General features: G+C 71.7%; 24 protein-coding genes. 5 read left to right on the top strand and 19 right to left on the bottom strand.

Translation table 11 applies throughout. The features are described 5' to 3' along the window. Positions 1 to 98: 98 nt before the first annotated feature. From ACFY0T_RS34980 to hisI, 5 genes are all read right to left on the bottom strand, one after another. Positions 99 to 545 (bottom strand): DUF2752 domain-containing protein, encoded by a 447-nt coding sequence (locus ACFY0T_RS34980; RefSeq protein WP_388879926.1) that lies wholly within the window; start codon positions 543 to 545, stop codon positions 99 to 101. Between the two features lie 95 nt (positions 546 to 640). Further along, positions 641 to 883: an HGxxPAAW family protein gene (locus tag ACFY0T_RS34975; protein WP_388879923.1), complete on the bottom strand. Its 243-nt coding sequence runs from the start codon at positions 881 to 883 to the stop codon at positions 641 to 643. A gap of 245 nt (positions 884 to 1,128) precedes the next feature. After that, the gene (locus ACFY0T_RS34970; protein WP_388879920.1) at positions 1,129 to 1,782 is read right to left on the bottom strand and encodes a TIGR02234 family membrane protein; all 654 of its coding nucleotides are present in this window, start codon (positions 1,780 to 1,782) and stop codon (positions 1,129 to 1,131) included. A gap of 170 nt (positions 1,783 to 1,952) precedes the next feature. Further along, complete coding sequence (locus ACFY0T_RS34965; RefSeq protein ID WP_388879918.1) at positions 1,953 to 3,431, bottom strand: anthranilate synthase component I; 1,479 nt, start codon at positions 3,429 to 3,431, stop codon at positions 1,953 to 1,955. A gap of 11 nt (positions 3,432 to 3,442) precedes the next feature. Then, positions 3,443 to 3,889 carry a phosphoribosyl-AMP cyclohydrolase gene (gene hisI / locus ACFY0T_RS34960; RefSeq protein ID WP_388879915.1) on the bottom strand — a complete coding sequence of 149 codons (447 nt, stop codon included), beginning with the start codon at positions 3,887 to 3,889 and terminating at the stop codon, positions 3,443 to 3,445. Between the two features lie 167 nt (positions 3,890 to 4,056). Here hisI and ACFY0T_RS34955 point away from each other — a divergent pair, with 167 nt between their 5' ends. Beyond that, positions 4,057 to 4,692, top strand: coding sequence for a TIGR03085 family metal-binding protein (locus ACFY0T_RS34955; RefSeq protein ID WP_388879912.1), 636 nt, complete (start codon positions 4,057 to 4,059; stop codon positions 4,690 to 4,692). Between the two features lie 9 nt (positions 4,693 to 4,701). Here the strand turns inward: ACFY0T_RS34955 and ACFY0T_RS34950 are convergent, their stop codons facing one another. The 10 genes from ACFY0T_RS34950 to hisD all read right to left on the bottom strand — a co-directional run bounded on the left by ACFY0T_RS34950 (position 4,702) and on the right by hisD (position 12,585). Continuing rightward, positions 4,702 to 6,150, bottom strand: coding sequence for an MFS transporter (locus ACFY0T_RS34950; protein WP_388879910.1), 1,449 nt, complete (start codon positions 6,148 to 6,150; stop codon positions 4,702 to 4,704). Positions 6,151 to 6,163: 13 nt separating this feature from the next. Next, on the bottom strand, positions 6,164 to 6,751 hold the full coding sequence (locus ACFY0T_RS34945) for an ArsR/SmtB family transcription factor (RefSeq protein ID WP_388879907.1): 588 nt from the start codon (positions 6,749 to 6,751) through the stop codon (positions 6,164 to 6,166). Between the two features lie 147 nt (positions 6,752 to 6,898). Further along, entirely contained in the window at positions 6,899 to 7,654 is a 756-nt protein-coding gene (hisF, locus tag ACFY0T_RS34940; protein ID WP_388879905.1) for an imidazole glycerol phosphate synthase subunit HisF, read from the bottom strand. Further along, positions 7,651 to 8,049: a RidA family protein gene (locus ACFY0T_RS34935; RefSeq protein ID WP_388879902.1), complete on the bottom strand. Its 399-nt coding sequence runs from the start codon at positions 8,047 to 8,049 to the stop codon at positions 7,651 to 7,653. The genes hisF and ACFY0T_RS34935 overlap by 4 nt, the downstream gene beginning before the upstream one ends. Continuing rightward, positions 8,046 to 8,771: a bifunctional 1-(5-phosphoribosyl)-5-((5-phosphoribosylamino)methylideneamino)imidazole-4-carboxamide isomerase/phosphoribosylanthranilate isomerase PriA gene (gene priA, locus ACFY0T_RS34930; RefSeq protein ID WP_388879899.1), complete on the bottom strand. Its 726-nt coding sequence runs from the start codon at positions 8,769 to 8,771 to the stop codon at positions 8,046 to 8,048. The genes ACFY0T_RS34935 and priA overlap by 4 nt, the downstream gene beginning before the upstream one ends. Then, positions 8,768 to 9,415, bottom strand: a complete 648-nt coding sequence (gene hisH, locus ACFY0T_RS34925; protein ID WP_388879896.1) for an imidazole glycerol phosphate synthase subunit HisH — start codon at positions 9,413 to 9,415, stop codon at positions 8,768 to 8,770. Before hisH ends, priA begins: the two co-directional genes overlap by 4 nt. After that, on the bottom strand, positions 9,406 to 9,570 hold the full coding sequence (locus tag ACFY0T_RS34920; protein WP_388879893.1) for a hypothetical protein: 165 nt from the start codon (positions 9,568 to 9,570) through the stop codon (positions 9,406 to 9,408). Before ACFY0T_RS34920 ends, hisH begins: the two co-directional genes overlap by 10 nt. Then, positions 9,567 to 10,160, bottom strand: coding sequence for an imidazoleglycerol-phosphate dehydratase HisB (gene hisB, locus ACFY0T_RS34915; protein ID WP_388879890.1), 594 nt, complete (start codon positions 10,158 to 10,160; stop codon positions 9,567 to 9,569). Before hisB ends, ACFY0T_RS34920 begins: the two co-directional genes overlap by 4 nt. Continuing rightward, the gene (locus ACFY0T_RS34910) at positions 10,157 to 11,266 is read right to left on the bottom strand and encodes a histidinol-phosphate transaminase (RefSeq protein ID WP_388879888.1); all 1,110 of its coding nucleotides are present in this window, start codon (positions 11,264 to 11,266) and stop codon (positions 10,157 to 10,159) included. The genes hisB and ACFY0T_RS34910 overlap by 4 nt, the downstream gene beginning before the upstream one ends. After that, positions 11,263 to 12,585 (bottom strand): histidinol dehydrogenase, encoded by a 1,323-nt coding sequence (hisD, locus tag ACFY0T_RS34905; protein WP_388879885.1) that lies wholly within the window; start codon positions 12,583 to 12,585, stop codon positions 11,263 to 11,265. The genes ACFY0T_RS34910 and hisD overlap by 4 nt, the downstream gene beginning before the upstream one ends. Positions 12,586 to 12,815: 230 nt before the next feature. On the opposite strand from hisD, the gene ACFY0T_RS34900 reads away from it, so the two are divergent. The 4 genes from ACFY0T_RS34900 to ybaK all read left to right on the top strand — a co-directional run bounded on the left by ACFY0T_RS34900 (position 12,816) and on the right by ybaK (position 16,858). Then, on the top strand, positions 12,816 to 14,396 hold the full coding sequence (locus ACFY0T_RS34900) for an oxidoreductase (RefSeq protein ID WP_388879882.1): 1,581 nt from the start codon (positions 12,816 to 12,818) through the stop codon (positions 14,394 to 14,396). A 133-nt stretch (positions 14,397 to 14,529) separates the two neighbouring features. Then, positions 14,530 to 15,549 (top strand): hypothetical protein, encoded by a 1,020-nt coding sequence (locus ACFY0T_RS34895; protein ID WP_388879879.1) that lies wholly within the window; start codon positions 14,530 to 14,532, stop codon positions 15,547 to 15,549. Between the two features lie 11 nt (positions 15,550 to 15,560). Further along, complete coding sequence (locus ACFY0T_RS34890; RefSeq protein ID WP_388879876.1) at positions 15,561 to 16,301, top strand: LON peptidase substrate-binding domain-containing protein; 741 nt, start codon at positions 15,561 to 15,563, stop codon at positions 16,299 to 16,301. Between the two features lie 53 nt (positions 16,302 to 16,354). Then, on the top strand, positions 16,355 to 16,858 hold the full coding sequence (ybaK, locus tag ACFY0T_RS34885; protein WP_388879874.1) for a Cys-tRNA(Pro) deacylase: 504 nt from the start codon (positions 16,355 to 16,357) through the stop codon (positions 16,856 to 16,858). Positions 16,859 to 17,151: 293 nt separating this feature from the next. Here the strand turns inward: ybaK and ACFY0T_RS34880 are convergent, their stop codons facing one another. From ACFY0T_RS34880 to ACFY0T_RS34865, 4 genes are all read right to left on the bottom strand, one after another. Then, complete coding sequence (locus ACFY0T_RS34880) at positions 17,152 to 17,865, bottom strand: AAA family ATPase (protein WP_388879871.1); 714 nt, start codon at positions 17,863 to 17,865, stop codon at positions 17,152 to 17,154. A gap of 34 nt (positions 17,866 to 17,899) precedes the next feature. Then, positions 17,900 to 18,721: an ABC transporter permease gene (locus ACFY0T_RS34875; protein WP_388879868.1), complete on the bottom strand. Its 822-nt coding sequence runs from the start codon at positions 18,719 to 18,721 to the stop codon at positions 17,900 to 17,902. 112 nt (positions 18,722 to 18,833) lie between these two features. Beyond that, on the bottom strand, positions 18,834 to 19,805 hold the full coding sequence (locus ACFY0T_RS34870) for an ABC transporter ATP-binding protein (protein WP_388880065.1): 972 nt from the start codon (positions 19,803 to 19,805) through the stop codon (positions 18,834 to 18,836). Between the two features lie 127 nt (positions 19,806 to 19,932). Further along, positions 19,933 to 21,150, bottom strand: coding sequence for an NYN domain-containing protein (locus ACFY0T_RS34865; protein WP_388879865.1), 1,218 nt, complete (start codon positions 21,148 to 21,150; stop codon positions 19,933 to 19,935). Between the last annotated feature and the right edge of the window lie 203 nt (positions 21,151 to 21,353).

Here is a 21,353-nt window from a genome sequence, read left to right as displayed (position 1 = left end):
GGACGGTACAGACGGGTCACTGCGATGGTATCCGGAGGAAGGCGTAGCCCTCGCATCCGGTTGACGCCGGTCCCACTACCTGGACATTTGCCATGTGATCAAGGATGCAACCAGCCGCCGAACGGCAGGTTCCGGACAACGGTGAAGACGAACACCAGCGCTCCCACGCTCCACAGGTGGACCGGCCCGAGATCCAGCCGCACCGGCCGCCCCCGCACCGAACGGACCACCCAGACGGTCCACACCACCGCGAAGACCAGGTATCCCGCGACGGCGAGCGCGTTGTCGGTGAGCGCCGCCGCGAAGTCCCCGTGCACGAAGGCGTGCGCGCTGCGCAGACCGCCGCAGCCGGGGCAGTACACGCCCGTGAACCGCAGCAGCGGGCAGACGGGGTAGTGCCCCGGTTGATTCGGGTCGACGGCCCCGACGTACGCGAAGGCGCCGACGACGGCCGCGAGCAGCCCGCCGGGCACGGCGAGCCGCCGCAGCACGACAGGGGCCTCGGCCCGGATCACCCTCTGGGTTTCGGCGTTCACCCCACGCATTCTGCCCCTCCCCCGCGCGGCGCGCCCGTCGCGCACGTGCGAGAGGCGGCCCCGGCAGGTTGCCGGAGCCGCCTCTCACGAAGCCCTGGGAGCGGTCAGCTCTCGGCACCCACCGTCTCGCGGACCGCGGGCTGCGCCTGCGTGGTCTTCGGCTGGCCCAGGCCCGCCGCTCGCATCGCCATACCGACGACACCGCCGAGGAGGACGATGCCCATACCGGCCCAGAAGCCCACCGGGTTGGCCATCACCATGAAGGCACCCGCGACGCAGAAACCGATGAAGGCGATGATGACACCGGTCCAGGCGGCCGGGGTGTGTCCGTGGCTGCTGCCCGCCATGACTTGCTCCTCGTTGCTGTATGCGTGTGTGAGCCGGACGCTCACCATCCATTGTCCCGTACAAGCGCGTACGCCGTGAGCGGGGGTCTCCCCTCGCGCGCCGGTTCCGCGAAGTCACGACGAAAGTCCTGGGTCCGAGGGCCCTGGGGGCGACAGGAACTCAAGTCCCCTGGGCCAGTCTCTTGGGCCAGTCTCTTGGGCCCTGGCCGGATCCAGGTCCCGGCCGTGCCCAGGTCCGAACGGATCTAGGTCGCGGCCGGATCCGGCCCCGTCGGGTCCTCGCCGCGGTCGAGCGCCTTCCAGAGGTCCTCGGGGCGGTCCGGGTCGACCGGCTTGGCCTTGCGCGGCCGGGGCGTCCCGTCGCGCTCGTAGCGGCCCGACATCGCGGGCCACAGCCGGCCGTAGCGCAGCGCGAGCAGTCCGGCGAGGAGGATCAGCGCCCCGCCCGCGGCCGCGACGTACGGCCAGGCGGTGTGGCTGAGCGCCTCCGCGGTGGCGGCGGTGTTGCCGGACGCCGCCGCGGCCTTCTCGTCGAGCGCGGAGCTGTCGCTCGCGCCGAGCACGGCCGCGACGACCGTGCCCGCGCCGGAGAGCGCGAGCAGCCCGGAGACCAGGAGGCGGCCGGAGCGGCGTACGGCGAAGACGGCGACCAGCGCGGCGAGGCCCACTATGGCGAGCGCCGCGGGCACGCCCGTGACGTCGCTGCCCTTGGCGGTCAGCGGGAAGTCGCCGCCGGCCACCGTCGCGGTGCCCTCCGACCAGCTCTGCCGGGTGGACAGCAGGGCCACGGCCGCGCCGAGCGCGCCGCAGAGCAGGGCGACGGCGAGGCTGCGGCGGCCGGACCGGGCGGGTCCGGCGGCGTCGGATCGGGGGTGAGGTGCAGCAGTCACGTACCCCATAATCGCCTGAACCCCGGGCGAACCGTCACCCGGGGTTCACGTGAGCCTCGTCCTATTGCCCGCAGTCCGTGCGGCACGGGGGCCGGCCGCCCGGGCTCAACTGCCCGAAGTCGTACGACATCGGGGACGACCGCCCAGGCTCAACCGCGCGAAGTCCGGCTGCCGAGTGCCTACTGCCCGAGCCGGTTCGCCGTGTGCACCGCGCGCAGGACCGCAGCCGCCTTGTTGCGGCATTCGTTGTCCTCCGCGACGGGGTCGGAGTCGGCGACGATTCCGGCGCCTGCCTGGACGTACGCGGTGCCGTCGCGCAGCAGGGCCGTACGGATGGCGATGGCGGTGTCGGAGTCGCCCGCGAAGTCCAGGTAACCCACGCAGCCGCCGTACAACCCCCGCCTGGACGGCTCCAGTTCGTCGATGATCTGCATCGCGCGCGGCTTGGGGGCGCCGGAGAGGGTGCCGGCCGGGAAGCAGGCCGTGAGGACGTCGAAGGCTGTACGGCCCGCCGCGACCCGCCCGGTGACCGTCGAGACAATGTGCATCACGTGCGAGTACCGCTCGATGGACATGAAGTCGACGACCTCGACGGAGCCCGGCTCGCAGACCCGGCCGAGGTCGTTGCGTCCCAGGTCGACGAGCATCAGGTGCTCGGCGCGCTCCTTGGGGTCGGCGATCAGTTCGTCGGCGAGGGCCTGGTCCTCCTGGACGGTGGCGCCGCGCGGCCGGGTGCCCGCGATGGGGTGCACCATCGCCTGCCCGTCCTCGACCTTGACCAGGGCCTCCGGGGACGAACCGACGACATCGAAACCGTCGAAGCGGAAGAGGTACATGTACGGCGACGGATTGGTCGCCCGCAGGACCCTGTACACGTCCAGCGCGCTTGCCGTGCACGGCGTTTCGAAGCGCTGGGAGGGGACGACCTGGAAGGCCTCGCCCGCCCGGATGCGCTCCTTGATGTCCTCGACGGCGTCCTGGAAGTCGGGGCCGCCCCAGAGCGCGGTGTACTCGGGGAGTTCGGAGGGCGGCAGCGCGGCCGGGGGCTGCGAGACCGCGCGCGAGAGGTCGGCCTCCATGGCGTCGAGGCGGGCGACGGCGTCCGCGTAGGCCTCGTCGACGCCCGTGTCGAGGTCGTTGTGGTTGATCGCGTTGGCGATCAGCTGGACCGAGCCCTCCCAGTGGTCCATGACCGCCAGGTCGCTGGTGAGCAGCATGGTCAGCTCGGGGATCTTGAGGTCGTCCCGGTCGCCGGGGCCGATCTTCTCCAGGCGGCGCACGATGTCGTAGCCGAGATAGCCGACCATGCCGCCAGTGAACGGGGGCAGGCCCTCGCCGTGCGGCGTGTGCAGTGCCTCGATGGTGGCGCGCAGGGCCGCGAGCGGATCGCCGTCGACGGGGACGCCTACGGGAGGCGTCCCGAGCCAGTGTGCCTGCCCGTCGCGCTCCGTGAGGGTCGCGGCGGAGCGGACGCCCACGAAGGAGTAGCGGGACCAGGAGCGGCCGTTCTCCGCGGATTCCAGGAGGAAGGTGCCGGGGCGCTCGGCGGCGAGCTTGCGGTAGAGCGCGACCGGCGTGTCGCCGTCCGCGAGGAGCTTGCGGCTGACGGGGATCACGCGGCGATCGGTGGCCAGCTTGCGGAACGTCTCGAGGTCCATGGCGGCTGACCTTACTGATCCAGTGACGGTACGTCCGACACGGCTTCCCCTCGTACGCCGGGATCGGCGTCCTTGAGGAGCGCGTCGGCGTCTTTGAGCAGCACATCGGCGTCGAAGCAGGTGCGGGCGCCGGTGTGGCAGGCGGCGCCCACCTGGTCGACCTGCACGAGGACGGTGTCGGCGTCGCAGTCCAGGGCCACGGACTTCACGTGCTGGACGTGGCCGGATGTGTCGCCCTTGACCCAGTACTCCTGGCGGCTGCGCGACCAGTAGGTGCAGCGGCCCGTGGTGAGCGTGCGATGCAGCGCCTCGTCGTCCATCCAGCCGAGCATCAGCACCTCGCCGGTGTCGTACTGCTGGGCGATGGCGGGGACGAGCCCGTCGGCGCTGCGCCTGAGGCGCGCGGCGATCTCGGGGTCCAGGCTGCTGGGCCTGCTGGGCGGAGGCGTGCTGGTCATGGATGCCATTGTGCCGCGCTGCCCGGACGTACCCCGCAGTTGTCCACAGGCCGGACCCCAGCCGGACCCCACTGCCCTCCCCAGGCGGGGTCCCTGCCGTCGTCCACCGGCAAGAGCCCGGCGGTCTCCACTGGGCGGACCGATGGGGCGGTCGTAGGCTGATTGTCATGTCGACCCATGCCAAGCGTGAACGACTCCTCCTCGCCGATCTGTTGGAAGCCGTGGGACCGGATGCCCCGACCCTGTGCGAGGGCTGGAACACCCGGGATCTCGCCGCGCACGTGGTGGTGCGCGAGCGCCGCGCCGACGCCGCCGGCGGCATTCTGATCAAGCAGCTCGCACCACGCCTGGAGCGGGTGATGGCGGAGTTCGCGGAGAAGCCGTACGAGGAGCTGATCCAGCTGATCCGTACGGGTCCGCCGCGCTTCTCGCCCTTCTCGCTGAAGCAGATCGACGAGGCGTCCAACACGATCGAGTTCTACGTCCACACCGAGGACGTGCGGCGCGCACAGCCCGACTGGACGCCGCGCGAGCTGGACCCGGTCTTCCAGGACGCCCTCTGGTCCCGGCTGGAGCGCACGGCCCGGCTGACCGGCCGCGGCGCCCCGACCGGCCTCGTGCTGCGCCGCCCGGACGGCCAGACGGCGGTCGCGCACAGGGGCACGCCGGTCGTGACGGTGACCGGCGAGCCCTCGGAGCTGCTGCTGTTCGCGTACGGGCGGCAGAAGGTGGCCGACGTGGAGCTGGAGGGCGACAAGGACGCGATCGCGACGCTGCACGAGACGAAGCAGCTGGGGCTCTGAGCGGCCTTCTCAGCGGGGCAGCTCGGCGCGGCGCAGGTCGCGGACGCACAGGGCGAGGACCCCGCCGAGGCCGCAGACCGCGGCGCTGGTGACGAAGACGGGGCCGGTGCCCCACCAGCCGATCGCGGCGGCGGTCAGCGGCATGCTGAGCGGGGCGAGGCCCAGACTGACGATGCCGGCGACGGCGCTGACCCGGCCCAGGTAGGCGGGGTCCGCCTGGGTCTGCAGCAGCGCACCGCACAGGGCGCCGCTGAGCCCCGCGAGCAGCCCGACGAGCAGGGCGACCCCGATGGCCGCGGCGACATTCGGTACGAAGGCGAGCGCGCCGATCGCGACCGAGCCCCCCAGGATCGTCACCGCGGCCAGGCGTCCCGCGTGCGGCAGCCGTCCCCGCATGGTCAGCAGCAGCGCGGCGACCCCGGCGCCGGTCCCGAACCCGGCGAGCACCCAGCCCATCCCCGACGCGCCCCAGCCGCGCCGGTCGGCCAGCAGGGTCAGGCCCACGTTCAGCGGTCCGACGAAGCCGAGGTCGCCGAGCGCGATGGCGGCGATGAGCGGGGCGAGGACGCGGTGGCGCCGGATGTAGCGCAGCCCGTCACGGAGATCCCGCCAGGCGGGAGCCCCGGCGGCCTTCCCCGCCACGGCGCCCGCACCGTCCTCGCCGACGGCCACACGCACGTGCCGCTCGTCCTCTACGGCGCGGTCAGCGGCCACACGCGCGTGCGCCCCAGCGACGCGGTCGGCGGCCACACGCGCGTGCCCCTCGGCCGCGCCTGCCCCGCCCACCCCGTCGTCCGCGACGTCCACGCCGTCGACGTCGTGCGCGTCGTCCACGTCGTGCGCGGGCAGCTCCCGCATCCGTACGGAGATCAGCAGCGGCACGGAAATCGCGATCAGCATCCCCGCGAGCCCGAATGCCGCCGCCGCGCCGCCGAGCGCCACGCCGAGGCCGCCGAGCGGTGCGCCGACCACGTTGGCGAAGCGGATCGCGAGGCCCCGCATCCCCTGCACCCGGGCGAGTTGGTCCCGGCTCGTGACGCGGGCCGGAAGGGCGCCCACGGCGGGCATGAAGACCGCGTCGACGGTGCCGAAGACGATGGAGACCAGGGTCAGCAGCCACAGCCCGGGACCGGCCGCGAACAGCACCGCGGCCACCGCGAGGACGGCCGCACAGCGCACGACGTCGCTGCCGATGACGACCCTCCGCGGCCCGAACCGGTCGGCGACCACGCCTCCGCCCAGCATCAGCAAGGCCCGGGGCACGGCGCTCACGGTCATCACGAGCCCGGCCTGCGTGGGCGTTCCAGACTGCACGGCCGCCCAGGACAGCGCGATGTAGTAGACATTGTCGCCGATCATCGACGAGGTGTAGGCGCCGAGCCAGCGCAGCACGTTCCCGTCGCGGTGGGCGGGTCTGGCGGCGGAGGCAGGGGCCGAGGGTATGACGGTCGCGGTCACGCAGCGCGTCCTCTCAGGGGCGGAACGGGAAGCCGTACACGTGCAGCGCGACGTTTTCGCGCCCTTGGGTCTCACCGGCGGCCTCGCGGGCGCGCCCTTCCTCGTCGTACTTCTTGAGCAGGTCGTGCATGTCCTTTTTCAGGTCGGCCAGTTCGGAGGCCGTCAGCCGCAGCAGGGACTCGGAGTCGCCCGCGGCTTCGTTCCACTCGGCGCCCCAGTGGGCCCGTTCGTCGAGGTAGGTGCGGTAGAGCTCACTGCGCTGCTCCTGGAAGAGCCGGGACGCCGCCAGGTGTGCCGCCACCTTCTCCGGCGCGTCCTGGAAGTCCTCGTCGCGGACGGTCACACCGTCCGACGCGGGCTGCCACCACCGCTCCCGCCCGTCCCCACTGCGCGGCTCGGCCTCCTCGATCAGCCCGTGCTCGGCGAGCTTGCGCAGGTGATAGCTGACCAGCGACGGGGCCTCGTCGACCAGTTCGCCGAGCTGCGAGGCGGTCGCGGCCTCGGTCACGAACAGCGCCCGGTACAGCTTCATCCGCAACGGATGGGCGAGCGCCTTGAGCGTGCCCAGGTCCGTGATCCGGCGGTTCTCCTTGCTTGCCATGCCCTCACGCTAGATATGAAAGAAAAGTTGCGCAACTAAAATTGCGCAACTTCTCTTTCGTATCTCCTCGGAGCAAAGCCCCGGCCACCCAGTGACCGGGGCTCAGCGACACCCCTCAATGACGGCAGATCTCAATGACGGCAGACCTCAGCGAACGGGATGCCCCGCCCCCCGCAACGTCTCCTTCACTTCACCGATCCGCAGATCCCCGAAGTGGAAGACGGACGCGGCGAGCACCGCGTCGGCACCCGCGGCGATGGCCGGCGGGAAGTCGGCAAGCCGTCCCGCGCCGCCGCTGGCGATGAGCGGCACGGTCACGTGCTTGCGTACGGCCTCGATCATCTCGATGTCGTAGCCGTCCTTCGTGCCGTCCGCGTCCATCGAGTTGAGAAGGATCTCGCCCGCGCCCAGCTCGGCGGCCCGGTGCGCCCACTCGACCGCGTCGATACCGGTGCCCTTGCGGCCGCCGTGGGTCGTCACCTCGAAGCTGCCCGAAGGAGTCCGGCGCGCGTCCACCGACAGCACCAGCACCTGCCGCCCGAACCGCTCGGCGATCTCACGGATGAGATCCGGCCGGGCGATCGCCGCCGTGTTGACCCCGACCTTGTCGGCGCCCGCCCGCAGCAGCTTGTCCACGTCCTCGGCGGTGCGTACGCCGCCGCCGACCGTCAGCGGGATGAAGACCTGCTCGGCCGTACGGCGCACCACGTCGTACGTGGTCTCGCGGTTGCCGGAGGACGCCGTGATGTCCAGGAAGGTCAGCTCGTCGGCGCCCTCGGCGTCGTACACCTTGGCCATCTCGACGGGGTCGCCCGCGTCGCGCAGGTTCTGGAAGTTGACGCCCTTGACGACCCGGCCGTTGTCCACGTCCAGGCAGGGGATGACTCGGACCGCGAGGGTCATGACTGCAACTCTCCTCGGTACGCCTCCACCTCGACCTCGACCACCAGGCGCGGGTCCACGAGACCGGAGACGATGATCATGGATGCGGCGGGACGGACGGAGTCGAACAGCTCCTTGTGGGCGCGTCCGACCTCCTCCACGTCCCGGGCATGGGTGATGTACATGCGCGTACGGACGACGTCGTCGCGGCCGAGGCCCAGCTGCTCCAGCGCGTTGAACGCGGCGTTGAAGGAGTTGACCGCCTGCTCGTACGGGTCGCCGCCGACGATCGCTCCGTCGATCACGGAGGTGCAGCCGGAGACCAGCACCAGGCCGTTCGGCAGCTCCACCGCGCGGGAGCAGCCGAAGGCGTCCTCCCAGGGCGCGCCGGTGGAGACACGTCGTACGTCGCTCACTTGGCTACCGCCTCCAGGGCCTCTTCCAGCGTGAACGCCTTGGCGTACAGGGCCTTTCCGACGATCGAGCCCTCGACGCCCAGCGGGACCAGTTCCGCGATGGCGCGCAGGTCGTCCAGGGAGGACACCCCGCCGGACGCCACCACCGGGCGGTCCGTCGACGCGCAGACGTTCTTCAGCAGCTCCAGGTTCGGACCCTGCAGCGTGCCGTCTTTGGCGATGTCCGTGACGACGTACCGCGCGCAGCCCTCGGAGTTGAGGCGCTCCAGCGTCTCGTAGAGGTCGCCGCCGTCGCGGGTCCAGCCGCGGCCGCGCAGGGTCGTACCGCGTACGTCGAGGCCGACCGCGATCTTGTCGCCGTGCTCGGCGATGACCTTGGCGACCCACTCGGGGGTCTCCAGGGCGGCGGTGCCGAGGTTCACGCGGGTGCAGCCGGTGGCCAGGGCCGCCGCGAGAGAAGCGTCGTCACGGATACCGCCGGACAGTTCCACCTTGATGTCCATCGCCTTGGTGACCTCGGCGATCAGGTCCCTGTTGTCGCCGGTGCCGAACGCGGCGTCCAGGTCGACGAGGTGCAGCCACTCGGCGCCCGCGCTCTGCCAGGCGAGGGCGGCCTCCAGCGGGGAGCCGTACGAGGTCTCCGTACCGGACTCGCCGTGCACCAGGCGGACGGCCTGGCCGTCGCGGACGTCGACGGCGGGGAGGAGTTCGAGCTTGCTCACAGTGTTCCGATCCAGTTGGTGAGGAGCTGGGCTCCGGCGTCGCCGGACTTCTCGGGGTGGAACTGTGTGGCCCACAGGGCGTTGTTCTCGACGGCCGCCACGAAGGGCTTGCCGTGTGTGGACCAGGTGACCAGGGGCGCCCGCATCGCCGGGTTCGCGACTTCGAGGGACCAGTCGTGGACGGCGTACGAGTGGACGAAGTAGAAGCGCGCGTCGGCGTCGAGCCCCGCGAAGAGCTGCGAGCCGGCCGGCGCCTCGACCGTGTTCCAGCCCATGTGGGGCACGATGTCGGCTTGGAGCGGCGCGACCGTGCCGGGCCACTCGTCGAGGCCCTCGGTCTCCACGCCGTGCTCGATGCCGCGCGCGAAGAGGATCTGCATGCCGACGCAGATGCCCATGACCGGGCGGCCACCGGAGAGACGGCGGTCGATGATCCAGTCACCGCGCGCTTCCTTGAGGCCCTTCATGCAGGCGGCGAAGGCACCGACGCCCGGCACGAGCAGCCCGTCCGCGTTCATGGCCTTGTCGAAGTCGCGCGTTATCTCGACCTCGGCGCCCGCGCGCGCGAGGGCACGCTCGGCGGAGCGGACGTTTCCGAAGCCGTAGTCGAAGACGACGACGTTCTTGGGTGCGCTCAATTCCACACCTCCAGCCTCAAGACGCCCGCGACGAGACACATCGCCGCGCCGATGGAGAGCAGCACGATGAGGCTCTTGGGCATCTGCTGCTTGACGAAGGAGTAGACGCCGCCGAGGAGGAAGAGTCCGACGACGATCAGGATGGTCGACAGGCCGGTCACAGCGCGCCCTTCGTGGAGGGGAGGATGCCGGCGGCGCGCGGGTCGCGCTCGGAGGCGTAGCGAAGGGCGCGGGCCAGCGCCTTGAACTGGCACTCCACGATGTGGTGCGCGTTGCGCCCGTAGGGCACGTGCACGTGCAGGGCGATCTGGGCCTGGGCGACGAAGGACTCCAGGATGTGCCGGGTCATCGTCGTGTCGTACTCGCCGATCATCGGCGCCATGTTCTCGGGCTCGGTGTGCACGAGGTACGGGCGGCCGGAGAGGTCGACCGTCACCTGGGCGAGGGACTCGTCCAGCGGGACCGTGCAGTTGCCGAATCGATAAATCCCCACCTTGTCGCCGAGCGCCTGCTTGAAGGCGGCGCCCAGCGCGAGGGCGGTGTCCTCGATGGTGTGGTGCGAGTCGATGTGCAGGTCGCCCTCGGTCTTCACGGTCAGGTCGAACAGACCGTGCCGGCCGAGCTGGTCGAGCATGTGGTCGTAGAAGCCGACGCCTGTCGACACATCCACCTTGCCGGTCCCGTCGAGATCTATCTCGACGAGGACCGACGTCTCCTTGGTCGTCCGTTCCACACGTCCTACGCGGCTCATGTGCTCTGCTCCTTCTTCAACTCACGTACCGCGTCGAGGAACGCGTCGTTCTCTTCCGGGGTTCCGGCGGAGACTCGCAGCCACCCCGGTACGCCGTTGTCCCGGACCAGGACGCCCCGGTCGAGGATCTTCTGCCAGGCCTCGTGCGCGTCGGTGAATCGCCCGAACTGCACGAAGTTCGCGTCGGACTCGGTCACTTCGTACCCGATCGCGCGCAGCTCGGCGACGAGCCGGTCGCGCTCGGCCTTCAGCTGCTCCACATACCCCAGCAGCGTGTCGGTGTGCTCCAGGGCGGCCAGCGCCGTGGCCTGCGCGACGGCCGACAGGTGGTACGGCAGCCGTACGAGCTGGACCGCGTCCACGACGGCGGGGTGCGCGGCGAGATAGCCGAGGCGGAGCCCGGCCGCCCCGAAGGCCTTGGACATGGTCCGCGAGACGACGAGATTCGGCCGACCTTCGAGCAGCGGCAGCAGCGAGTCACCGTGGCTGAACTCGATGTACGCCTCGTCCACGACCACCATCGACGGCTTCGCCGCCTGCGCGGCCTCGTACAGCGCGAGGACCGTCTCGGGCGGCACCGCGTTGCCCGTGGGGTTGTTGGGGGTGGTGATGAAGACGACGTCCGGCCGGTGCTCGGCGATGGCCCGCGCGGCGGCGGCGACGTCGAGCGTGAAGTCCTCGTTGCGGGGACCCGAGATCCAGCCGGTCCCCGTGCCGCGCGCGATGAGCGCGTGCATCGAGTACGACGGCTCGAAACCGATCGCCGTACGGCCCGGTCCGCCGAAGGTCTGCAGCAGCTGCTGGATGACCTCGTTGGAGCCGTTGGCCGCCCAGACGTTCTCGATACCGACCCGGTGCTTGCCAGTCTTCGTCAGGTACTCGGCGAGCTTCGTGCGCAGCTCGACGGCGTCCCGGTCCGGGTAGCGGTTGAGGTTGCGGGCGGCCTCGCGCACCCGCTCGGCGATCCGCTCGACGAGCGGTTCGGGCAGCGGATAGGGGTTCTCGTTGGTGTTCAGCCGTACGGGGACGTCGAGTTGGGGCGCGCCATAGGGGGACTTGCCGCGCAGCTCGTCCCGTACGGGGAGATCGTCGATTCCGAAGCTCACTTACCAGGCACCTTCCAACCGAACCGGGCCTTGATCGCCGCGCCGTGCGCGGGCAGATCCTCCGCCTCCGCCAGGGTCACCACGTGATGCGCCACGTCGGCCAGCGCGTCCTTCGTGTAGTCGACGATGTGGATGCCGCGCAGGAAGGACTGGACGGACAGGCCCGAGGAGTGGCAGGCGCAGCCGCCGGTGGGCAGGACGTGGTTGGAGCCCGCCGCGTAGTCGCCGAGCGAGACCGGCGCCCAGGGACCGACGAAGATCGCGCCCGCGTTCTTCACCCGGTCCGCGACCGCCGCCGCGTCCGCCGTCTGGATCTCCAGGTGCTCGGCGCCGTACGCGTCGACGACCCTGAGGCCCTCGTCCACGCCGTCGACGAGGACGATCGCGGACTGCTTGCCGTTCAGCGCCGGGACGATCCGGTCCTCGATGTGCTTGGTGGCCGCGACCTGCGGCTCCAGCTCCTTCGCGACGGCGTCCGCGAGCTGAGCGGAGTCCGTGACGAGGACGGCGGCGGCCAGCGGGTCGTGCTCGGCCTGGCTGATCAGGTCGGAGGCGACGTGCACCGGGTCGGCCGTCTCGTCCGCGAGGATCGCGATCTCGGTGGGACCGGCCTCGGCGTCGATGCCGATCTTGCCCGCGAAGTACCGCTTGGCGGCCGCGACCCAGATGTTTCCGGGACCGGTGACCATGTTGGCGGGCGGGCAGGACTCGGTGCCGTACGCGAACATCGCGACGGCCGTCGCACCGCCGGCCGCGTAGACCTCGTCGACGCCGAGCAGGGCGCAGGCGGCGAGGATCGTCGGGTGCGGCAGCCCGCCGAACTCGGCCTGGGCCGGGGAAGCAAGCGCAATGGACCCGACCCCGGCTTCCTGGGCCGGGACCACATTCATGATCACGGAGGAGGGGTAGACGGAGCGTCCGCCGGGCGCGTACAGCCCGACGCGCTCGACCGGAACCCACTTCTCGGTGACCGAGCCGCCCGGCACGACCTGGGTGGTGTGCGTCGTACGGCGCTGCTCGCGGTGGACCAGGCGGGCGCGGCGGATGGACTCCTCCAGGGCCGCGCGCACGGCCGGGTCGAGCTGCTCCAGGGCGTCGCTGAGCGCCTGGGCCGGAACCCGTACGGAATCGAGCCGCACGCCGTCGAATTTCTCCGCGTAGTCGATCAGCGCCGCGTCGCCCCGATGATGCACGGCCTCGCAGATCGGACGCACCTTCTCCAGGGCGGCCGAAACGTCGAAGTCGGCTCGGGGCAGCAGGTCGCGCAGGGCGGAGCCCTCGGGGAGGGCGTCGCCGCGCAGATCGATTCGGGAGATCACGGTCCCAATTCTCTCAGACGGCGATAAGACGCCGGACGGCTGTATCAATGGCTGATACAACGCCGGAACAGTGGCTGACACGACGCCGTGATCCGGCTGGCCACTGGCTGATACCGGCCACCTTCGGTTCCGCGGAAGATCCCCTTCACCAGTAGCGTTCGGGCCGTCACTGAGCGGGCATTGGACGGTTGTACGAAACCCGCGAGTAGCTGGGGAGGAAGGGAAGTGCCGTGACCGAGGGTGCCGGCATCCGCAGTGGGGACCTGCCGGACGAACTGACCGCCGCCGAGGCCGGGATGTGGCAGGCCTTCCGCAACGGCAGCGTGTACGACCTGCGCAGCGGGGACACGACCGTCGACGATCCGCACGGGGGCCATCCCTGGGGCCCCGAGCGCAGCGTCCGGGCACGGATCGTGGCATGGCTGCTGCTCGACGGCCCGCCCGCGCTCCAGGGCCGTGTCTCCTCCCTGAAGCTGACCGGCGTGCAGATCACCGACGTTCTCGATCTCGCGGGCGGCACCGTGGTGCCGTACGTCGAGCTGAAGGGGTGCCGGTTCGAGAAGGAGATCCTGCTGCCGGAGGCCCGGTTCCAGACCGTGCGCCTGGTCGACTGCTCGGTGCCGCGCCTGGAGGCGGCCCGGGTGCACACCGAGGGCGATCTGCATCTGCCGCGCTGCCGGTTCCACAACGGCGTACGGCTGACCGACGCGCACATCGGCACGGATCTGCTGCTCAACCAGGCCGTGGTCTACCGGGACCGGCGCGGGCGTTCGATCACCGGCGACGGCATGACCGTGGGGCAGGACCTGCAGGCCGAGATGCTGGAGTCGCACGGCGAGCTGAGCCTGCGCGGCGCCACCGTCGGCGTCTCGCTCAGTCTGCGCGGCAGCAAGCTGGTCAACCCGTACACGCGCCTGGCCCTGAACGCCCCCCAGCTCACCGTCAACCGCACGCTCTACATGACCCCCGCGGGCGTCGGCAATCCGCTGCTGACCAGCGGCACGACCCCGGCGCGCGGCACGCTGGTGCAGCGGTTCGAGTGCCAGGGCGGGATCCGGCTGGACGACGGGCGGTTCGGGGACGCGGTCGACTTCGACCGGGCCCGTTTCCTCTTCGACGACGACCAGGAGCTGTCGCTGCGCCGCGTACAGACGCCCGAGCTGCGTTTCCTCGGGGAGAGACCCGAGCGCGGCAGGGTCGTGCTGTCGGGCGCGCGGATCGTCAACCTGGTCGACCGGGCGACCAGCTGGCCGGGGCCCGGCAACCTGCACATGGGCGGCTTCAGTTACGAGAGCCTCGTGCCGCAGGGCGCGTTCCCGCTGACCCGGCGGCTGGAGTGGGTGGCGGCGGCGACCGCCGAGTACAACCCGGAGCCGTACGAGCTCCTCGCCACCGTGCTGCGCAACTCCGGCGAGGACGAGGACGCGCGCGAGGTGCTGCTCGCCAAGCAGCGCCGCCGCCGCGAGACCCTGCCGCTGGCCGCCAAGCTCTGGGGGTACGCGCAGGACTGGACGGTCGCCTACGGGTACCGGCCCGGGCGGGCCGCCCTGTGGATGGCGGTGCTGTGGGCGGCGACATCGATCGCCTTCTCGCACGCCAGCCATCCGCCGATGAACGGCGACGGGCATCCCCCGTGGAACGCCTCGCTGTTCGCCCTGGACCTGCTGCTGCCGGTCATCGACCTCGGCCAGGTCGGCTTCTGGCAGCTGAGCGGCGGCTGGCAATGGTTGGCTGCTGTGGTGATCCTCCTTGGCTGGGTCCTGGCGACGACGGTGGCGGCGGGGGCGACACGGCTGCTGCGGCGCAGCTAAGCCTTGTCCCGGCGGGCACAACCATTGGCTCATTTCAGGCGTCGTTACACCGCAACCAATAATTGCGGAACCATGACGGCGAGCGAGCCGGTCCGCGAGAGCGGCGCCGGTTCAGGCGCAGAGGAGGGCCACCATGGCACTGCTGCGCGCGTTCATCCGCACCGCACGGATGGCACGGAACATGTCGCGCCTCGCCGCCGGACTGCCCGCCGACGACGAGGTACTGCTCGACGCCCCGGACGAGCGCCTCGGTCCCGCGCTCGTCGCCGCGGGCCGCGGCGAGTACGGCCCCGCCGCCAAGCTGCTCGCCACCACGCGCGAGGCCGCCGAGTGGGAGAACCGCGACCGGTACGCGATGCGCCTCGCCGCCTTCGCGCGCTCCCGCGACGAGTGGCTCGAGGAGTGGCAGGGCGCCTGCCCGCACGACCCGGACGCGCGGCTCGTCAAGGCCGAGCTGGCGGTGCGCCGCGGCTGGGAGTCGCCCGCCCGCGTCGAGCTGCTGCGCCAGGTCGGCCCGCTGATCGTCGCCGCCGCCGCGGGCGATCCGCACGATCCGGTGCCGTGGCGGATCGCGCTCGACCACGCCCGCGGCACGCATGCCGGGCACAGCGAGTTCGAGAAGCTGTGGGGCGAGGCCGTACGGCGCTCCCCGCACCACTACGGCTGCCATGTGGCCGCCCTGCAGTACCTGTCGGCCGCCTGGTACGGCTCGCACCGCGAGTGCTTCGACTTCGCCGAACGGGCGGCGCAGGACGCGCTGCCCGGCTCCCTGGTGCAGGCGCTGCCGGTGCGCGCGGCCTTCGCGTATCTGACCGAGGGCGGAGGGGCCGCGGTGCCGCGCGAACGCCTCGACGCGGCGGCCGACCTCGCGATCGCGGTCTCCGCTACGTACGACGCGGCCGACGCCTGGCCCGCCGAGGTCCGCAACCTCCTCACGTACGTCCTGATCAGGCTGCAACGCTGGACGGACGCCCTGGAGCAGCTCCGCCTGATCGGCCCGTACGCCACGTCGTTCCCCTGGGACCGGGTGTCGGACGACCCGCTCGGCCAGTTCCTGGAACTGCGTGACGGCGTCCGTCTGGAGGTCGCCTCCGGCATGCCCCTGCATCCACGGAGTGGGCGCGACGGACGCGCCCGCTCCGGCGACCATTAGGCTTTCGCGTCGTGACCACCGTCCGGCTCCCGCTCTTCCCCCTGAACTCGGTGCTGTTCCCGGGGCTCGTGCTTCCTCTGAACGTGTTCGAGGAGCGTTATCGCGCCATGATGCGCGATCTGCTGAAGACCCCCGAGGACGAACCGCGCAGGTTCGCCGTCGTCGCCATCCGCGACGGCCACGAGGTCGCGCCCACCGCTCCCGGCATGCCGGACCAGACCGCCGTGCCCGAGCGCGGGCCCGCCGCCGGCTTCGGCGACGATCCGGCCAAGGCCTTCCACGAGGTGGGCTGCGTCGCGGACGCGGCGACCATCCGGGAGCGCGCCGACGGCAGCTTCGAGGTGCTGGCGACGGGCACGACGCGGGTGCGGCTGCTGTCCGTGGACGCCTCCGGCGCGTTCCTCACGGCCGAGCTGGAGGAGCTGGAGGAGGATCCGGGCGAGGAGGCGGGCGCACTCGCCGAGGGCGTCCTGCGGGCCTTCCGCCAGTACCAGAAGCGCCTGGCGGGCGCCCGTGAACGCTCCCTCTCCACCGGCGCGGAGCTGCCGGACGAACCGGCAGTGGTCTCCTACCTGGTCGCGGCCGCGGCGATGCTGGACATCCCGGCGAGACAACAGCTGCTGCAGGCCCCCGACACGGCCTCCCGCCTCCGCGAGGAGCTGAAACTCCTGCGCGCCGAGACCGCGATCATCCGTAGTCTGCCGTCGTTGCCGGCGTCGGACCTGACGCGCGGTCCGACGAGTCTCAACTGAGGCACTTTTCTCAACGGACGCATCTTTCGTAACTCTCGTATCCGAGAAGGCCCATGGCGAAGAAGTCGAAGAAGCAGCAGCAGTCCGGGGGCACGCCGGCGACCGTGGCGCTGACGGCGGCAGGCGTCCCGTACACGGTCCACTCCTACGAGCACGACCCGTCCCACCCCTCCTACGGCGAGGAGGCCGCCGAGGCGATGGGCGTGTCGCCGGACCGGGTCTTCAAGACCCTGGTGGCGGACGTGGACGGTTCCCTCGTGGTCGCCGTGGTGCCGGTGGCCGGCTCCCTGGACCTCAAGGCCCTGGCCACGGCGGTGGGCGGCAAGCGTGCGGCGATGGCGGACCCGGCGGCGGCCGAACGCACCACGGGCTACGTCCGCGGCGGCATCTCGCCTCTCGGCCAGCGCAAGAAGCTCCGCACGGTGCTGGACTCGTCGGCCCGGCTCCACACCACGATCTGCGTCTCGGCGGGCCGCCGGGGTCTGGAGGTCGAGCTCGCCCCCGCCGACCTTGCCGCCCTCACGGAAGCGGTGTCCGCGCCCGTCGCCCGTGCGTGACCCCTCGACGTCCGTCCCGTCCTCGGTTAAGTACGAGGGACATGTCGAAGAAAACGCGGAAACGCAAGTGGCGCACCAAGAAGGGCCGCTCCAACCACGGCAGGCGCCCGGCCTAGCCGTCCGCCCCCAAACCCCCGCTCCTCAAACGCCGGAGGGGCTGAACTTTTGCCGACCGGGGCTGGAAATCTTCAGCCCGTCCGGCGTTTGAGGACGAGCGCGAAGCGCGATAGCGGGGGTCTGGGGGCGGCAGCCCCCAGGTACGGGACGGGTAGGGGCGGAGGGGGCGAGAAAGCTCACCCAGCCGGAGGCGCGGGAGGCGCAGGCGTCCCGTACGGGCTCGCGTACGGATCCGGATCCCGGGGCCCGAAGAGGGCCGTAAGGCCGAGGTGGACGACCAGGCCCGCCACGGACCACGCCAGCAACGCGCCCTTCGCCCCCAGCTTCAGCGGCGCGGAAAAGGTAACCCCCTTGCCGACAGCCTTCGCGTGAGCGACCACGTCCTGCGTGGGCCCGAGCCAGATCCCGACCCGCCAGGCAAGCAGCGATCCGAGCAGCCCTCCCACAGCGAGCGCGACGACCAGCGGCACACCCCCACGCCGGCGCACCAGAAAGACCACCAGCGCACTCACGGCCCCGAAAGCCAACGCCAGCAGAGTGAACGTTCCATCGACCCCGATGGCCTGCTCCCCCTCGGTGTCCTTCAGATACACCGCACTGTCGTCCGCGATCAGCGGCACATGCGGCGCCAGCCACCACCACAGCACCCCGAGCAGCACCCCCGCGAGCGCCACCGCCGCCGTGATCACGGCGGCCTCCCGCACTTCGGTCTTCATCCCGGGGCCGTCCTGTCCATAGGAGGCTTCATACGCGGCCTGATACGGGGCGGGAGCCCCCTGCCCGGGAACGGGCGAGGCCTGCCAGGCATGGTGCGGGGACTGACTGTGCGGGGACTGACTGTGCGGAGACTGTTCATGCGGCGGCGGAGGCGGAGTCAACGGAGCGGTCACCCTGACATCGTGCCAGGCCCGGCTGTCCGCCGCGTCACCGGACGGCCGCCCGACGGTACGCCCAGGTCGCGAGCGCCAGCGAGGCCACCCCGACACCGGCGCAGACGGCCAGGTCACCGAGGACGGCGGCCCAGTCGGGGTGCGGCCCGAAGGTGCGGGCGAAGGCCTCGACGCCATAGGTCGAGGGCAGCAGATCACGGCCGTACTGCACGACCGTGGGCAGCCGGTCCGCCGGCAGCACCCCCAGGAGCAGCGCCGCAGACATCCCCAACTGCCCGAGCAGCGTGGCGAGTTCGGGCCGCGGCGCGAGCAGCCCGAGCGCGGCCCCAAGCCCGGCGAGCGCGGCGCCCGCGAGCGGGATGACGGCGGCCAGCACCCACAGGTGGGCCATCGGCAGCCCGAAGAGTACGGAGCCGAAGACGGCGGTGGCGACGGTCCCGGGCACGGTGAACGACGCGTACGCGCCCGCGGCGCCGAGCACGACGGAGGCCGGCGGCACCGGCAGCGTCGCGTAGTGGTCGAGCCCGCCGCTGGCGCGCAGCTGCCCGAAGTACTGCGCGAGGAGGTTGAGGGCGACGAAGGCCACCACGAGGACCGAGGATCCGGCCACCACGGCCCGCGCCTCGCCCCCGCCGTCCACCACGCCCCGCATCAGGATCATGATTCCGACGGACTGGAAGGTGGCCACGAACAGCAGCGGGATCCGCGCGACGCGCGCCCGGGAGAGCTGCGCGCGGTACACGGCGGCCAGCGACGGCCACAGCCGCGCGCGCGGCCCCAGTTCCGCGGCATCGCCGGCGTCCTCGGCCACGGGCAGCGCACTGCCCGGCAGAACTCCAGCGGGTACGACACTCACGTCGAGCTGCTCCCCTTCACTTCGGCAGCCGTCCTGTTCCGGGCGCCCGCGGCCTCCCCCGGGCTGCCCACCACGCCTCGTACCTTACGTACGGTTTCCGCGTCCCACGTACTCACGCCTTCACCAGCCCCTGCGCATTGCCGCCGAGCGCGAGGTACACGTCCTCCAGGCTCGGCGTGGCCAGGGTGAAGTCGTCGAGGGCGGCGAAGGCGGCGCCTCCGGTGACCGTGGCGACGGCCGCGCGGGCCTCCTCGGGGGCGAGCCGCAGGGTCCAGCGGCGGCCGGACTCGACGGCGCGGGCGCGCAGGGCCGCGACCTCGGGGACATGGAGCGGAGCGCTCTCGCGCCAGACGAGTTCGACCCGCACCTCGCCCGCGACGCGCTCCTTCAGCCCGGCCGGGGTGTCGCAGGCGATGACGCGGCCCTTGTCGAGGACGGCGACCCGGTCGAGGACGGTCTCGGCCTCGATGACGTTGTGGGTGACGAGCAGGACGGTGGTGCCGTGTTCCGCGCGGCGCCGGTCGACGGCGGACCACACGGCGCGCCGGGCAACGGGGTCCATCCCGGTGGTCGGCTCGTCGAGGACGAGCAGTGGCCGCTCCCCCACGAGCGCGGCGGCGAAGCAGGCGAGCCTGCGCTGGCCGCCGGACAGCTTCTTCAGGGGGCGGGAGGCGAGCGGAGTGAGGCCCAGTTCGTCGAGTACGGCGTCCCGCTCGGCCCGCGCGTCGCGCAGGTCGAGGCCGCGCAGTCGTCCGGTCGTCTCGGCGGCGAGCGACACGGTCAGCTCGTCGAGGGCGGTGGACTCCTGGCCGAGGTAGGCGAGGATCCGCGCCGCCCGCTCCGGGTGGCGCACGATGTCGTGCCCGAGGATTTCCACGCTGCCGCTGTCAGGGCGCATGAGCCCGGTCAGCTGCCGTACGAGGGTCGATTTGCCCGCGCCGTTCGGCCCGAGCAGGCCGAAGATCTCGCCGCGCCGGATGTCCAGCCGTACCCCGTCGGTGGCGCGCACCTCGGGTGTCGCCGGGGTGCCGCGGCGTCCGCGGACCGCCGCATAGGTCTTGGTGAGACCCCGCACGGCGCACACGACATCGCCTCTGTGTCCGTTCCGGACTGCCTGTGCCGTGCGCGTACTCACGAAGGACGAGAGTACGGGGTCCGATGCCCCGTTATGCGCCCGGGGCCGTGGCTCAGCCCCCGGCGGAGGCATCCGCTCACTCTCCGGCAGGCGCGTGTTCCGCCGCCGTACGCACGTCGATCTCGCGCCAGAAGCCCGCCCGGATCGCGTACCGGTCGTGCTCGTCGATCTGGTCGTCCTTGTGCGCGAGCAGGCCGAAGCGGGCCGCGTAGCGCAGCAGTTCGCCGTCCACCCGGTGCGGAATCCGCGGGTACATCGTGGACAGCTTCTGCAGATGGCTCTGGTCGGTCAGGCGCTCCATCCAGCGGCGCGCGAAGACCTGTCCGACCTCGTACGGGTCGCCGCCGACCGTGGTGATGTCCTCCTCGCGGTCGGCCCACCGCTGCTCGGCGGAGGTGAGCTGGGCGAGCGTGGGCAGCGCGGCGGCCTCCGCGGACTCCTGGGCGCTCCCGGGCCGCTCGATCCAGCCCTTGTCGGAGGACCAGCGCAGCGTGGCGCTCGCGGGGTGCTGGGCGGCCTGGGTGCCGGGTCCGCGCAGCGCGGCCAGGTCCTTCGGCGTGGGGACGCCCTTGGGGGCGGGCACCCGCTCCTCGGCGCCGTTCTGCGACTCGGCGGCCGTGCGGTGTTCCGCCTCCTGCGGGGGCCGCTCGGCCGCCGTGGTGAGCGCCGACTCGGGCAGTGGCGCGGAGAGGATGGCGGCGATCTCGGGGCGCGGCGCGGGCGGCGGCGCGCAGATCCCGCCGAGTTCCTTGGCACGTACGGCCTTGGTGATCCAGGTCCGGTCGAGCACACGGCGCTCGTCGGCCTCGGCCACCAGGTCCTCGGACTGGTTGTAGTCGCCGTCGGCGGCCTGTACGGCCCACAGGTGTACGGCGACGCCGTGCTCCTTGGCGGCCATCATGCCCGGCAGCAGATCCCCGTCGCCGGTCACCAGGACCACGTCGGAGCAGGCGCGGTTGCGCGCCAGCTCGGTCAGTTCGGCGTGCATGGCGGCGTCGACGCCCTTCTGCGCCCACCGCCCGTCGCTACGGGTCAGGGCGCCGAGGCGCACCGTCACGCGCGGCATCACGCGCAGCCTGCGATGCTCCGGCTGCGGTACCCGGTCGGGCGCGCCGTCGAACCAGTAGATGCGCAGCAGGGGCCGCTCCGTGTCGGACTCGGCGCGCTCGCGCAGGCCCTGGATGAGGGCGGCGTGGTCGACGGTGATCCGGGATCGAGAAGGCTCCCCGGCGAGGAGACTGGCAGCAGCCCCGAGCAGATACCCGGCGTCCACCAGGACGATGCAGCGGTCCACGCGATCCACCCTCTTTCCGGGAGGTTTGCTTCGGGCTTCCTTCGAGTCTGCCCGACCGCGCGGAGGTTAACGGCCGGAACTCGATCTTCGGCGTGGCGGATCGAGAGATCACCCTTCGACAGGGCTTATTACGCACGGTAATTCTCTGAAATGCGCCGGTTGTCAGCCTATGTGAATCTGGTCGCGGCCCTGGCCCCTAGATC

This window comes from Streptomyces sp. NPDC001530 (assembly GCF_042894545.1).
Taxonomy (GTDB): domain Bacteria; phylum Actinomycetota; class Actinomycetes; order Streptomycetales; family Streptomycetaceae; genus Streptomyces.
This window is presented reverse-complemented; position numbering and strand designations above follow the sequence as displayed.

What these genes read in the sequence shown, in the direction of transcription:
- ACFY0T_RS34980 (WP_388879926.1), bottom strand. Translation starts at nt 545, where the DNA reads ATGCGTGGGGTGAACGCCGAAACCCAGAGGGTGATCCGGGCCGAGGCC.
- ACFY0T_RS34975 (WP_388879923.1), bottom strand. Translation starts at nt 883, where the DNA reads ATGGCGGGCAGCAGCCACGGACACACCCCGGCCGCCTGGACCGGTGTC.
- ACFY0T_RS34970 (WP_388879920.1), bottom strand. Translation starts at nt 1,782, where the DNA reads ATGGGGTACGTGACTGCTGCACCTCACCCCCGATCCGACGCCGCCGGA.
- ACFY0T_RS34965 (WP_388879918.1), bottom strand. Translation starts at nt 3,431, where the DNA reads ATGGACCTCGAGACGTTCCGCAAGCTGGCCACCGATCGCCGCGTGATC.
- hisI (WP_388879915.1), bottom strand. Translation starts at nt 3,889, where the DNA reads ATGACCAGCACGCCTCCGCCCAGCAGGCCCAGCAGCCTGGACCCCGAG.
- ACFY0T_RS34955 (WP_388879912.1), top strand. Translation starts at nt 4,057, where the DNA reads ATGTCGACCCATGCCAAGCGTGAACGACTCCTCCTCGCCGATCTGTTG.
- ACFY0T_RS34945 (WP_388879907.1), bottom strand. Translation starts at nt 6,751, where the DNA reads ATGGCAAGCAAGGAGAACCGCCGGATCACGGACCTGGGCACGCTCAAG.
- hisF (WP_388879905.1), bottom strand. Translation starts at nt 7,654, where the DNA reads ATGACCCTCGCGGTCCGAGTCATCCCCTGCCTGGACGTGGACAACGGC.
- hisB (WP_388879890.1), bottom strand. Translation starts at nt 10,160, where the DNA reads ATGAGCCGCGTAGGACGTGTGGAACGGACGACCAAGGAGACGTCGGTC.
- ACFY0T_RS34895 (WP_388879879.1), top strand. Translation starts at nt 14,530, where the DNA reads ATGGCACTGCTGCGCGCGTTCATCCGCACCGCACGGATGGCACGGAAC.
- ybaK (WP_388879874.1), top strand. Translation starts at nt 16,355, where the DNA reads ATGGCGAAGAAGTCGAAGAAGCAGCAGCAGTCCGGGGGCACGCCGGCG.